At 71.8% G+C, this 13,198-nt stretch carries 9 protein-coding genes; 6 read left to right on the top strand and 3 right to left on the bottom strand.

Annotated elements, in window-relative coordinates; all coding sequences use genetic code 11:
• The 3 genes from IE317_RS27065 to IE317_RS27055 all read right to left on the bottom strand — a co-directional run.
• Positions 1-1,137: helix-turn-helix domain-containing protein (locus tag IE317_RS27065; RefSeq protein ID WP_191314154.1), on the bottom strand; the 1,137-nt coding region annotated here is incomplete at its 3' end.
• 70 nt (positions 1,138-1,207) lie between these two features.
• Positions 1,208-3,226 carry a M4 family metallopeptidase gene (locus tag IE317_RS27060; protein WP_191314153.1) on the bottom strand — a complete coding sequence of 673 codons (2,019 nt, stop codon included), beginning with the start codon at positions 3,224-3,226 and terminating at the stop codon, positions 1,208-1,210.
• Between the two features lie 251 nt (positions 3,227-3,477).
• Entirely contained in the window at positions 3,478-4,761 is a 1,284-nt protein-coding gene (locus IE317_RS27055) for a helix-turn-helix domain-containing protein (protein ID WP_229902934.1), read from the bottom strand.
• A gap of 119 nt (positions 4,762-4,880) precedes the next feature.
• Here IE317_RS27055 and IE317_RS27050 point away from each other — a divergent pair, with 119 nt between their 5' ends.
• The 6 genes from IE317_RS27050 to IE317_RS27025 all read left to right on the top strand — a co-directional run bounded on the left by IE317_RS27050 (position 4,881) and on the right by IE317_RS27025 (position 13,178).
• Positions 4,881-6,716 carry a glycoside hydrolase family 9 protein gene (locus tag IE317_RS27050; protein WP_191314152.1) on the top strand — a complete coding sequence of 612 codons (1,836 nt, stop codon included), beginning with the start codon at positions 4,881-4,883 and terminating at the stop codon, positions 6,714-6,716.
• A 9-nt stretch (positions 6,717-6,725) separates the two neighbouring features.
• Complete coding sequence (locus IE317_RS27045) at positions 6,726-7,511, top strand: LOG family protein (RefSeq protein WP_191314151.1); 786 nt, start codon at positions 6,726-6,728, stop codon at positions 7,509-7,511.
• Positions 7,511-8,095, top strand: coding sequence for an LOG family protein (locus IE317_RS27040; protein ID WP_191314150.1), 585 nt, complete (start codon positions 7,511-7,513; stop codon positions 8,093-8,095). The genes IE317_RS27045 and IE317_RS27040 overlap by 1 nt, the downstream gene beginning before the upstream one ends.
• 554 nt (positions 8,096-8,649) lie before the next feature.
• Positions 8,650-10,284: a glycosyltransferase family 4 protein gene (locus IE317_RS27035; protein ID WP_229902933.1), complete on the top strand. Its 1,635-nt coding sequence runs from the start codon at positions 8,650-8,652 to the stop codon at positions 10,282-10,284.
• Entirely contained in the window at positions 10,272-11,180 is a 909-nt protein-coding gene (locus IE317_RS27030; protein ID WP_229902932.1) for a glycosyltransferase family 2 protein, read from the top strand. Before IE317_RS27035 ends, IE317_RS27030 begins: the two co-directional genes overlap by 13 nt.
• 63 nt (positions 11,181-11,243) lie before the next feature.
• Positions 11,244-13,178, top strand: coding sequence for a hypothetical protein (locus IE317_RS27025; protein WP_191314149.1), 1,935 nt, complete (start codon positions 11,244-11,246; stop codon positions 13,176-13,178).
• The last annotated feature ends 20 nt before the right edge of the window (positions 13,179-13,198 follow it).

Raw genomic sequence — 13,198 nt, 5'->3', positions numbered from 1 at the left:
GAGGCCGGTGGCGAGCTCGACGGCGGCCCGCAGGTCTTCGGCCGCGCGCCGGGCGTCGCCGCGGGCCCGGGCCAGCGAGCCCAGCTGCAGCCGCAATTCCGCGGCCAGCGGCGTGCCCGCCACGACAGCCGGGCGGATTTGGTCGAGCAGTGCCGCCGCCGTCTCGAGCCGGCCCGCCGCGAGGTACTCCGCGGCGAGCTCGACGGTGATCGCCGGGACGTCGTCCGGCCACGCCGTCTCCCGCGCGGCGGCGAGGTCGGCCAGCGCTCCCTCGGCGTCACCCGACCGGCCGCGGACCCGCGCCCTGGCCAGCAGGCAGTACGCCATCGCCGGGTGCAGCGCCCGTTCCTGCATCAGGTCGTAGGCCGCGGCGACCGACGCGGCCGCGTCGGCGAACCGGTCCGCGGCCAGGTGGCTGCGGCAGACCTCGACGTGGCTGCGGGTCAGCTCGGCGAGCACCGCGGGGCCGCCCCGGGTGAGCCGCAGCGCCGAGTCCGCGTACTCGGCCGCCCGCTCCAGGTCGCCCTGGCGCAGGTGCCGCTCGGCCAGGCAGGCCCGCAGCGTCAGCAGCATCGACGGCTGCGGGTAGCCGTCGCGCAGCAGCTCGGCGTGGCAGGTTTCCAGCAGGTGTATCGAGTACTGCACCTCACCCCAGCCGGTCAGCACGGCCGCGCGCAGCGGCACGACCATCGCCCGCACCGGCGGCGGCTCGCTCGAGAGGGCCGTTTCGGCGTCCGCGACGTACTTCGTGCGGATGTCGCCGGTCGAGTACCCGGCCAGCCACAGCAGCGCGATCCCGGCCTGCCGCGGCCGGTCGAGGCGCTCGGCGCGCCGCCGGATCCGCTGCATCCGCGGAGTCGCGCGGCGGGCGTCGCCGGCGAGGAACCGCTCCGCCGTTTCGATGAGCTCGAGGTCGAGCTCGATCAGCTCCCGCGGGGACCGGCCGCCGAGCAGTTCGTCGGGGTCGATGCCCAGCTGCTGGGCGAAGAACCGCAGCGCGTCCCCCGACGGCGTCCGCGCGCCGGTCTCGACCGACGACACGTACGCCGCGGAGTACTGCGGTCCGGCGAGTTCGCGCTGCGTGAGCCCGCGTTCGATGCGCAGCTCACGCAGGCGTTCGCCGACGCTCTCGCTCACACGGGCCGCCTTTCCTCCGGTTCAGGGTAAGCCGCGCGGTGGCGGGGTCCGCCACCGCGCGGCACGGGTTTCAGCAGGCGCCGCCGTCACTCCAGACGGCCCAGGAGCCGGGGGCGCCGGGCTCAGCGCCGGTGGAGTACCACAGCGAGGTCCACTTGTGACCGTTGTGGCCGACGACGTCGTTGGGCACGTACGCCTTGGCGGAGTCCCACTCGGCGAGCCCGTCGCAGCCGGTCGGCGGGGTGCCGGTGCCGACGGTGAGCGAGAACTGCGCGGTGTGGTCGGCGTCGGTGCCGTCGCCGGTGACCGTCACCTGGCTGGTGCCCTCCGGCGTGGTTGCCGAAGTGGTGATGGTCAGCGTCGCGGTGCCGCCGGAGGAGATGCTCGCCGGGCTGAAGGTCGCCTTCGCGCCTTCCGGCAGGCCGGTGGCCAGCAGCTGGACGGTCTGGGCGTTGCCGGAGGTGATCCGGGTGGTCACCGTGGTGGTCGCCGTCTGTCCGGGCTGGACGGACGCCGATGTCGGCGACAGCGTCAGCGAGTAGTCGTTCCCGGCGGGCGGCTGGCCGGTGCACGTCGGCTCACCGCTGACCGCGGGCACGCTCACCGCGTCCCACGCGGCTTTGGTGGCGGCGAACTCGGTGCAGCTGCCGGGGAACAGCGCGACCGCGGCTTCCAGCGTGGCCTTGCGGGCCGCGCGGTGGTTCCACGACGACGTCTTCTTCAGCAGGCCGTTGTAGAAGATCTTGCCGGCCTTCTGGATGCCGACGCCGGTGACGCTCGAGTTGTTGCACGTCGGGCTGCCCGCGCTGCCTTGGGACAGCAGGTAGAACCAGTGGTTCTGCGGACCCGCGGCGGCGTGCACCTCGGTGCTCGGGATCGAACTCGAGTAGCAGTTCGGGTCGCCGACCTTCGACGGGTTGTCCATGTACCGGATCGGGCCGTTGCCGACGAGGTTGACGCCTTCGCCGACGCTGAAGTCCGGGGTGTCCTTCGGGTTGTTGGCGTAGAACTCGGTCAGCGCGCCGAAGATGTCGCCGGTGGACTCGTTGAGCCCGCCGTTCTCGTTGCCCGACCCCGCGCCGCCCGGCGTGGTCTGGAAGATCGCGTGGCCGAACTCGTGGCCCACGACGTCCATCGGCGTCGCCTGGCGGCGGTTGTCCTGAGAGTGCCCGAAGTGCGTCGAGGAGCCGTCCCAATAGGCGTTGACGTCGTTGAGGCCGACACTCGCGCGGAACCCGCCGCCTGCCCCGTCGATGCCGTTGCGGCCGAGCCAGTCGTTGAGCATCTTCCACTCGGTCTGGACGCTGTAGAGGACGTCGACGCAGCCGGTCTCGAGGTCGGTGCCCGAGCCGTTGCCCCAGGTGTTGCTGCTCTTCGTGAAGATCGAGCCGCCTTCGCGGCCGCAGGCGATGCCGCGGCGGCCAGGGTCGGTCATCGAGTAGGAGCTGCCGGATCCGGAGGTGTCGATCGAGACGGTGCCGGCGTAGTAGGAGTTGCCGGTGCCGGCCTCGCGGACGTCGTCCCGCTTGTCGAGGACTTTCCCGGTCGTGCTGTCGACGAAGACGTGCAGGCGGGTGGGCTTGCCGTCCGCGCGGCCGCTGACGACGACCTCGTAGGCGAGCTTCGGGGCGTCCCCGGCCAGCACGACCAGCTTCGGTGTCCCGGTGCTGTCCACTGTGGAGACTTCGGTCCTGGCGATCTTCGTGGCCTGGTCGGCCTTCAGGGCGGCCTGCGTGCCGACGGTGATCGGCGCGGTGGGCGCGGCTTCGGTGCCGCGGACGTGCCCGGCGCCGTCGGCGACGACCACCGCGTCGCCGCCGATGACCGGCAGGCCCTGGTAGGTGCGCTGGTAGGAGGCGTAGTAGAGCCCGCCGCCACCCGGGGTGACTCCGGTGCGGACGAAGGCCTCCCTCGCACCCTTCGCGAGCCGATCGACGCCGCTGAGGACGGCCTGGTCGGCGGCGCGGGCGGCGAGCGCCTCGGGCGGGGTGGCGGCGGGAGGTGCGGAAGCGGCGGCGGCCGGGATCGCCGGCACCGCGAAGGTGAGGGCCAGGCCGGCGATCGCCGCCAGCCCACGTGGGGATCTCATGGGGAACCTTTCCGGGGACCGGGGAGGAGTGTGCCCGGGTCAATAACTGCTGTTATTGCGCCGGACGCGTCCGAGTAAAGGTTCCGCCCGCTGGCGGGTCAATGGGCCGAACGGAGCAGCGCGGCAGGTTCGTGGTCGGCGGCGTTCAGGAGAATCGGCAGGTCGGAGCCGGGTAACGGACTGGTCTGAACCAATTCACAGACTTTCGTAGGAAAGTTGCTTTGGTTCGGACCACCGAGCCCGCTGGTCCGCTACTCGGCCCCGGCCGCCGAGTCGAGGCCGCGGCGGTAGGCCTCGATGGCCTCGTCGAGATGACCACGTTGTCGGAGCGTGTCGCCGAGCCGCAGGGCCGTCGAAACCGCCGCGCCGTGCAGGGAGGCCGCCGTCTGGATCTCGAAGGCCTCGCGCAGCAGGCGGGTGGCCGTCTCGACGTCTCCCTGTGCCCCCGCGATCTGGCCGCGCAGGCCCGTCGCTTCGCCGAGGGCCTCCACATCGCGGGCCAGCAACGGCCACACCGACGAGACGAGCGCCGCCGCTTCCGAGGGCGCGCCCTGCCGGAGGCGGACCTCGGCCAGCTCGAGCGTCGCCCCGGCGACGCCCTCGTCCGCGCCGATCGCCGCCAGCTGGTCGCGGGCCGCCGTCAGTTCCGCGCGGGCTTCGCCGAGGCGGCCCAGGTGACGCAGCAGGTAGCCGCGGGCCCAGCGGCAGCGGGCCGCGTCGCGGTCGAACCCCACCGACGCGAACAGCCGGCACGCTTCGGTCAGGTCCTCGTCCGCCCGGTCCGCGCGGCCGGTCGCCTGCCACACCTGCGACGCCTGCCGGTGGAACCGCGCGACGAAGTCCGGCCGGGTCGCCGCCCGCGCCAGCCGCCGCCCGTCCTCGGCCGCGCGGCGGGCCCGGTGCAGGCCGCCCATCTCCATCAGCGGGTGGATCAACGCCGTGAGCAGGCACAACTCGGCGTCCGGGTCCGACGGCCGGGCGGCCAGCTCGGCCTCGACCCGCGCGATCGCCGGGCCGGGGTCGCCGCTCTGGAACCGGCAGCCCGCCCACCGGTGCACGATCATCGCCCGCAGCCACGGCGGTGCCGCGCCGGCCAGCTCGTCCGCGTGCTCCAGCGCCTGCTGCGCCCCTGAGACGTCGAAGAGCTGCCACTTCACCTCGGCCTGGCAGAACCGCGCGTAGCACTCGACGTCGTCGAGGTGGTAGCCCGCGGCCTGCTTGCCCACGGCGGCGAACCGCTCCTCCGCGGCCGCGATCCGGCCCTGCTCCAGGTCGCGGTAGCCCTCGTCCAGCGCCGCGCGCAGCTCCTCGGCGACGCCGGGCGGGCGGCCGAACCGCAGCTCGTCGACGGTCAGCCCGAGCCGTCCGGCCAAGTAGGCCAGCATCTCCTCGGACGGCGGGCGGCTGCCGGTCTCGACCTTCGCCAGGAAGCCCCGGTCGTAGCCCGGCTCGGCCAGCTCGCGCTGGGTCCAGCCGCGGCCGGTGCGCAGCCGCCGGATCCGCGCTCCGAGCGGTTCGGCGGGGGCGCTGGTCATCTCCCCACGGTAGGTCATCGGCGCGGCCGCCGCGGAAACGGACATATTGACGCCCCCGGCCGCCCGGGATAGCGTTCTCCGATAAATAGGAAACTTTCCTAACAAAGTGGAGCCCGATCATGCGCCTGCTTCCCCTCGCGACGGCGGCCGCGCTCGCCGTGCCCCTCGCCGCCGCCCCGGCCGAGGCCGCGACCGCCCCGGCGGAGGTGCGGGTCGACCAAGTCGGCTACGCGCTGGGCGAGGCGAAGCACGCGTACCTCCTCGGCGGCGCGGCGGGGAAGTTCGCCGTCGTCGACGAACGCGGCCGCACCGTCCGCGAAGGCCGCACCGGCGCGAGCCTCGGCGCCTGGAACGCGCGCTACCCGGCGGTGTTCGACCTCGATCTGTCCGCTGTGGACAGGCCGGGGGTCTACCGGGTCAAGGCGGCGGGCGCGACGTCGCCGCCCTTCCGGATCGACACCGCGCGCCGCCTGTTCCGCCCGCTCGTGCGCGCCACCACCGAGTTCTTCCAGGCCCAGCGCGACGGCCACGACGTCGTCCCCGGCCGGCTCGGCCGCAAGCCGTCACACCTGGCCGACCGGACCGCGACTGTGTACGAGGAGCCGAAGTTCGAGGGCGAAGGCGGCGACGAGATCGTCGAACCCCTGAAGCCGCAGGGCGGTCCGGTCGACGTCGAAGGCGGCTGGGTCGACGCCGGCGACTTCGTCAAGTTCACGTCCAACACCGCGTATTCGCTCGCCGAGCTCGGTTTCGTGCTGCGCGAGGACCCCGATCCGGTGCTGGCGAAGGAAGTCCGCTTCGGCCTCGACTGGCTCGACAAGGTGTGGAACGGCCGGACCGGGACGCTCTACGCCCAGGTCGGCATCGGCACGGGCAGCGAGGAGTTCGGCTTCCTCGGCGACCACGACGTCTGGCGCAACCCGCAGGACGACGACGCGCTAGACGTCAAGCCGGGCGATCCCGCCTACTTCGTCAAGTACCGCCCGGTGTTCCCCGCGGCCCCGCCGGGCGCGCCGCTGTCACCGAACCTGGCCGGCCGCGTCGCCGCGGCCTTCGCGCTGGGCGCGCAGGTGCACGCCCACCGCGACCCGCGTCTCGCCCGCCACTACCTGGCCGAGGCCGCGGCCGTCTTCGCGCAGGCCAAGACGACCGGCGTCGGCGAGCTCGTCACCGCCTTCCCGCACGCCTACTACCCGGAATCCTCGTGGGAGGACGACCTGGAGCTGGGCGCGACCCAGCTCGCCTTGGCCGCGCGGGCCCTCCACGACCCCCGCGCCGACGGCTGGGCCCGCGACGCGGCCAAGTGGGCGAAGGCCTACATCGACAGCGGCGACACGAGCACGCTGAACCTCTACGACACCAGCGCGCTCGCCCACGCCGACCTGGCCGGCCTGCTCCGCGCCGGCGTCCCGGGCGCGGCGCTCGGCGTCCGCGACCTCGCCGCCGACCTGCGCCGCCAGCTGGACTCCGGCGTCGCCGCGGCGAAGGCGAGTCCATTCCGGACCGCCGTCGACGTCACCGGCTTCGACGCCGCCAGCAAGAGCTTCGGCTTCGCCGCGACCGCCCGGCTCTACCAGCGCGTCACCGGTGACCCGCGGTACGCCGCCTTCGGCGTGCAGCAACGGAACTTCACCCTCGGTGCCAACGCCTGGGGCGTCTCGCTCGTGGTGGGTGTCGGCACGACGTTCCCGCAGTGCCCGCACCACCAGGCCGCGAACCTCGCCGGACCTTCGAAAGTGCTTTATGGCGCGGTCGTGAACGGCCCCAACGGCGCGGACAACTTCGCCGATCTGCCGTTCCCGGCCGGAGCCGAGGAGTGCACTCGTCCGTATGAATCCTTCGACGGGCAAGGAAGCCGCTACGCCGACGACTTGAGTTCATGGCCCAGCAACGAGCCCGCCATCGACTTCACCTCCACCGCGCTCCTCGCATTCTCGCTGGCGGCGAGGCCGTAGCATGGCGTAGTGAGTGAACAGTCTGAATGGCCGGACGGCCAGTACCCCGAACGCCCGGTGGAGCGGCACAAGGGCCCGGTCGTGCTGCGCCGCGACCGCCGCGAGCAGGGCAGCACCACCGACCAGCGGCTCCTGGACTCGCGCGGCCCGAGCGACTGGGTGCACACCGACCCGTGGCGGGTGCTGCGGATCCAGGCCGAGTTCGTCGAGGGCTTCGGCGCGCTCGCCGAGGTCCCGCGCGCGGTCACCGTGTTCGGCTCGGCCCGCACCAAGCGCGACAACCCGGAGTACGAGCTCGGCCGCAAGATCGGCGGAGCGCTGGCCAACGCCGGTTTCGCGGTGATGACCGGCGGCGGGCCCGGCGCGATGGAGGCGGTCAACCGCGGCGCGGCCGAGGCCGGCGGCTTCTCCGTCGGCCTCGGCATCGAGCTGCCGTTCGAGCAGGGCCTGAACCCGTGGGTCGACCTCGGCGTCAACTTCCGCTACTTCTTCGCCCGCAAGACGATGTTCATCAAGTATTCGCAGGCCTTCATCTGCCTGCCCGGCGGCTTCGGCACGCTCGACGAGCTGTTCGAGGCGCTGACCCTGGTGCAGACGAAGAAGGTCACGAAGTTCCCGGTGGTGCTGTTCGGCAGCGACTACTGGGGCGGCCTCTACGACTGGATCAAGAACTCGGTGATGGCCGAGGGCAAGATCAGTCCGGGTGACCTGGACCTGCTGCACCTCACCGACGACATCGACGACGCCGTCCGCGTGGTCCAGGAGTCCTACAAGGCGTGGGAGGACACCCACTGATGCGCCGGATCTGTGTGTTCTGCGGCTCGTCGATGGGGTTTTCGCCCCGGTACGCGGAGCAGGCGGCGGCGCTCGGGAAGCTGCTGGCCCAGCGCGGCATCGGCCTGGTCTACGGCGGGGCGAGCGTGGGCACGATGGGCGTGGTCGCCGACGCCGCGCTGGCGGCGGGCGGCGAGGTGATCGGCGTGATCCCGGAGGCGCTCTCCAGCGTCGAGATCGCGCACGCCGGGCTGACCGAGCTGCACGTCGTCGCGGACATGCACGAGCGCAAGGCCAAGATGGCGGCCCTGTCCGACGGCTTCGTCGCGCTGCCGGGCGGCGCGGGCACCCTCGAAGAGCTGTTCGAGGTCTGGACCTGGGCCCAGCTCGGCCTGCACGGCAAGCCGATCGGCCTGGTCGACGTCGACGGGTACTACGCGCCCCTGATGACCTTCGCCGACCACATGGTCACCGAGGGCTTCCTCAAGGACGGCTACCGGCAGCTCCTGCTCACCGACGCCGACCCGGCCGCGCTGCTCGACCGGTTCGAGACGTACGAGCCGCCCGCGCCGCCGAAGTGGGCGAAGGAAGCGCCGGGGATCTGACCGCCGTGGCCGGGGTCACGGACCGGGGCCGGAACGGCGGTTCCGGCCCGGGGGACCGCCGTCGATGATTCGGCGAGGTTGCCGCCGTGTTTCAGTAACGCTGTTGTGCAATTCGTGCACGGCAAATCCGCGTGAGTTGTCCGGTGGCAACAAAGTTTCCGCGACTCCGGCCGGGCCGGGGGCCGCGGCGAGCCGGCCGCCGGTGGGTCCGGCCCCGGCGCCCCGCCCCGCGAGCAGGCCGGTCACGGCTGCGGACGCCCAGGTCGGGACCCCGGCGAGGGCGTGCTCCCGCGCCCGGAAACGGGCCGCGAGGCCATTCGGGTAGCATCCCTCGTGGTTTGGTGAGCCGAATCCTCTTGTCACCCTGTGCAACGGGAACCCGCGTGCAGATGGGTGACTTTTGACCCCTATAGTGTGGTTCTGCGTAGCGTCGTCGGGGGTCAGTTCGGCGCTTGCCCGAAGCCGGGGAACCGATTTCGACCAGCTTCGTGGAGCAGCAATGTTTCATGGTTGGTCAGAGCTTTCCGAAAGGGAAACAGACTGATGGGGCGGGCGTGAGTACCGATTTGCTGGCTGAGACGTTCGAAGTTGTCGACGACCGTGGCGTCGGTCTCGTCGGGGACGGTGCCCTCGACGAGCGCGAGCGCCGGCTGGTCATCGGCGCGGCCAACTACCACTCCCTGGTGCGGCGCGGCGCGACCCTGCGCCTGACCGTCGTCCGGGCGCTGCACCACGGCTACCCGTCGCTGACCGACGAGCGCTGCCTGCACATCGGCTGGACCCAGGACCGCGAGTCGGTCGGTTCGGTGGTCGTGCGCAGCCTGGTCGCTCCCGAACCCGGGGCGTCGGCCCCGGGCGGGTTCGTCGACCTGGTCATCGACGTCGGCGGCAAGCCGATCGTGCAGAACGGCTACCAGCAGCTCAACGGCCCGATCGGCAAGGCCAAGAAGCTGGTCCGGTCGCGGGTCCCGTTCCAGTACGACCACCTGCGCCAGCTGCGGACCGACGTCGTCGAGCGGCGCATGCGGTCCACGCAGCTGCCGCGGCGGCTGCCGGTCGCCGGCAACACGAACTACCACCGCGCGGCCACCACCGCCCGGCCCGCCATCCTGTTCGGCCTGCACTGGCTCGAGCTCGGCGGCGCGGAGCGCTGGGCGCTGGACTGCATCCAGCTGGCCAAGGAAGCCGGGTTCGTCCCGATCGTCGTCACCGACCGCGACTCGGCCCACCCGTGGATCACCCGTCCCGAGTTCGACGACACGGTGTTCATCCCGATCACCCACCCGATCAAGCTCGGCACCGATTCCGCGTTGTTCAACGGGCTGTTCTCCGCCTTCGACATCCGCGGCATCCACGTGCACCACAACACCTGGCTCTACGACCGGCTGTCCTGGGTGAAGTCGGTCTGGCCGGACGTCCCGGTCGTCGACTCGCAGCACGTCCTGGAGTGGCGGACCGGCGGTTTCGTCGACCACGCCGTCCAGGTGTCGGCGATGATCGACCAGCACCACGTGATCTCCCCGCAGCTGCGCGACTACCTCGTCCACCGGCAGAGCATCCCGGCGGACAAGGTCGTCCTCGCCACCCTCGCGAACGCCACCACCGCCGGGATCACCCCGGACACCGCCGCCGCCGAGGCGAAGTCCACGCCGTTCACGGTGACCTTCATCGGGCGCTTCCACCAGCAGAAGCGGCCGCACGTGTTCCTGAAGCTCGCCGCCGAGCTCAAGAAGTCGTCGCCGGTCCCGGTGCGGTTCATCATCCAGGGCGACGGCCCGCTCGCGGACGAGGTGCACGCCCTGCGCGGCCGGCTGGGCCTGACCGGCGTGCTCGAGGTCCGCGCGGCGGACCACCCGGTCAAGGAGACCCTGGCCGAGTCCGACGTCCTGGTCGTCACCTCGGAGAACGAGGGCCTGACCCTGACGACCTTCGAGGCGACCGCCGCCGGCGTCCCGGTGGTCTCGTCCGACGTGGGCTCGCAGGCCTCGGTGGTCCCCGAAGGACTGCTGTGCCCGCGGCACCCGTACGCTTTCGTGCGGCAGGCGGCCGAGAAGATCCGGACCATGATGTCTTCGCCGGACCAGCGCAAGCGCTGGTTCGAGGAGCAGGCCGCCAAGAACGAAGCCTTCGCCAAACTGCCCAAGGCCAGCGCCTGGGCCAAGGAGCTGTACCAAGGGTGGAAGCAGTGAACAAGGTCGCCGCGGTCGTCGTCACCTACAACCGCAAGGACAAGCTCCGCAAGGTGCTCGACCACATCCTGGCCCAGAGCCTGGCCCCCGAGTGGGTCGTGGTCGTCGACAACGCGTCCACCGACGGCACCGAAGAAGTGCTCGCGTCGTACCAGACCGACCCCCGGGTCACCGTGCTGCGCCTGTCCGAGAACACCGGCGGTGCCGGCGGCTTCTCGGCGGGCATGGCCAAGGGCTACGAGCTGGGTGCCGACTTCCTCTGGATCATGGACGACGACTGCTACGCGCAGCCGGACGCGCTCGAGGAGATGGTCAACGGCCTCGACAAGGCCGAACAGACCCTCGGCCACCAGATGCCCTTCGCCTGCTCGCTGGTGAAGTGGACCGACGGCGGCATCTGCGAGATGAACAACCCCGGCACGACCTGGGACTGGGGGCGGCTGATCTCCCTCGGCCAGCAGGCGGTGCTCGTCAACCACTGCTCGTTCGTGTCCGTGCTGATCCCGCGCTGGACGCTGACCCGCTTCGGGCTGCCGCTGACCGACTACTTCATCTGGTTCGACGACATGGAGTACACCCTTCGCGTGGCCCAGGCCGCGCCCGGGCTCCAGGTGCTGACCAGCGTCGTCGTGCACGACCTCCCGGAGAACCGGGGCGTCAACTTCGGCATGATCAACCACCAGAACGTGTGGAAGTACGAGTACGGCGCCCGCAACGAGCTCTCGTACCGGCTGCACCACGAAAGCCCGTTCGCCGCCCTCGGGTTCGCCATGCGCGTGCTCCGGGGCATGGCGCAGGGGCACGTTTCCCGGTCCCTGCGGCTGCGCATCGTGAAGGCCCTGGCGCGCGGGGTGAAGTTCGACCCGAAGCCGAAGTTCCCGCGCTCGGTGCTCTGACACCCGCTCCGATCCGCCACCGCGGCCGTGCCGCGAGTCGTGCCGTCGTTCAGGAGAACCCCGATGAAAGACCTGGTCAAGGACCCGACGCCGGTGACCGGCCAGGACGGCGAGCCGGCCGGTGCCGAACCGGCCGGCCCCACCGAGTCGCGCCGGCTCGGTGACCGGTTCCGCGCCTGGCGGCTCGTGGCCGAGGCCCCCTCCCGGGCGACGCTCCTGCTCAGCGGCCTGCTCACCATCCTCACCTGGCAGGTGCCGGCGTTCTCGCCCATCGAACCCAAGGGCGACTACGACTACGGGCTGCTGATCGCGATGGCCCGGCACTTCGGCCTGAGCTTCGGCGACCGGATCGCGACGACCTACGGGCCGCTGTACTTCCTGGCGATCCCGTCGACCACCGTCCGGGCCGAGGTGCTCGTCGGCTTCCTCTTCTGGTTCGTGTTCACCACCGGCTGCATCGCCGCCTGCTTCCAGGCGTTCCGCGGCCGGATCGGCACCGGGTGGGCGTGGGCGGCCTGCGTGGCGATCGCGGTGAGCTTCAGCATCGTGCCGCTGACCAGCGTCATCACCGCCACGCCCGGCTTCGTCGTGGTGCTGGCCGTCTGCCACGCCCTCGGCCTGCTGCCGAAGTGGGCGGAACGCTCGTTCCCGGTGGTCATGGGCCTGCTGGTGGCCGCCATGCTGCTGACGAAGTTCTCGGTCGGGCTGATGTGCGGCCCCATCGTGCTGGGCGCGGTGCTCGTCCGGCCCGGCAGGCGGCTGCGGGAGTTCGCCGAGTTCGCGGTCTCCGGCCTGGTCGGCCTGGTCCTGCTCTGGATCGTCGCGGGGCAGCCGCCGACGCAGGTGGTGCAGTACGTCGTCCGCGCGCTCTCGGTCGGCAGCGGGCACGCGCAGTCGATGGGCCTGGAACCGACGAACGCGGCGTGGGAGTACCTGGTCGCCGCCGCGGTGACGATTGTGCTGGCCGTCGCACTGGCCCGGATCAAGATGGACGGCCCGCGCTGGCCGCTGTGGCTGGGCCTGCTGGCCGGCACCTGGCTGCTGTTCAAGCAGGGGTTCGTGCGGCACGACTCGCACTCCGCGCAGTACTTCGCCGTGCTGTTCGCGCTCGCCGTCCTGGTCGCCGTGCTGCGGCGCAGCGCGGTGCTGGCCGTGGTCGCGGGCATCTCGCTGCTGGCCCAGGCGGCCAGCTTCGGCGGCGGCCTGTGGGTGATCGACCCGGCGCGCTCCCTGCACACCTTCGCCGACGGCGCCACCGTCGTCGTCTCCGGCTCCCACCGGGACGCCGTCCAGGAGGAAGCGCGGGCGGAGCTGCGCAAGCGCACCGACATCCCGCAGCGGTTCCTGACCCGGATCGGCACGCAGTCGGTCCGCTCCGAACCGTTCGACCAGGCCATCGAATGGACCTACGGCCTGAACGCGGCCATCCCGCCGACTCTGCTCAACTACGGCGCGTACACCGAGCTGCTCGACAAGATGAACGAGTCCTGGATCGCCGACGACGCCGAGGCGCCCCGGTTCATCATCCGCGAGAACACCCGGACGACGCTCGACGGCCGGTTCGCGCTCTGGGACCCGCCCCGCACGGAGCTCGCCGAGACCTGCCGGTACAGCCTGGTCGACTCCACGGACCACTGGCAGCTGCTCGAGCGCGGCCCGAACCGGTGCGGTGCCGAGCGGGAACTGTCCAGCACGCAGGTGGCCGCCGGGCAGTCCGTCCCGGTGCCTGCCGCCGCCGACGGCGTGGTCGTCGCCCGGGTGTACCCGGAGCAGTCGCTGGCCGAGCGCGTCTGGGGATTCCTCTTCAAGCCGGACGAGCTGCACGCCAGCCTCGACGGCGAGGCGTTCCGGCTGCCCTGGACGCACAGTGACGCGCCGCTGATGGTCGCCGCGCCGCAGGAACCGTCGGTCGCGCTGGCCGGGCGGCCGCTGCAAGCACGGACCCTGTCGATGAGCGCGCCGGGACGTGTGGTTTTCTCCGTGGTCAGCCGGCACTGACCCGGCCCAGCTCGAACACC

The organism is Amycolatopsis bullii (assembly GCF_014654205.1).
Taxonomy (GTDB): Bacteria; Actinomycetota; Actinomycetes; order Mycobacteriales; family Pseudonocardiaceae; genus Amycolatopsis; species Amycolatopsis plumensis.
The sequence above is the reverse complement of the archived record's forward strand: the minus strand, read 5'-3'. Positions and strand labels throughout refer to the sequence as shown.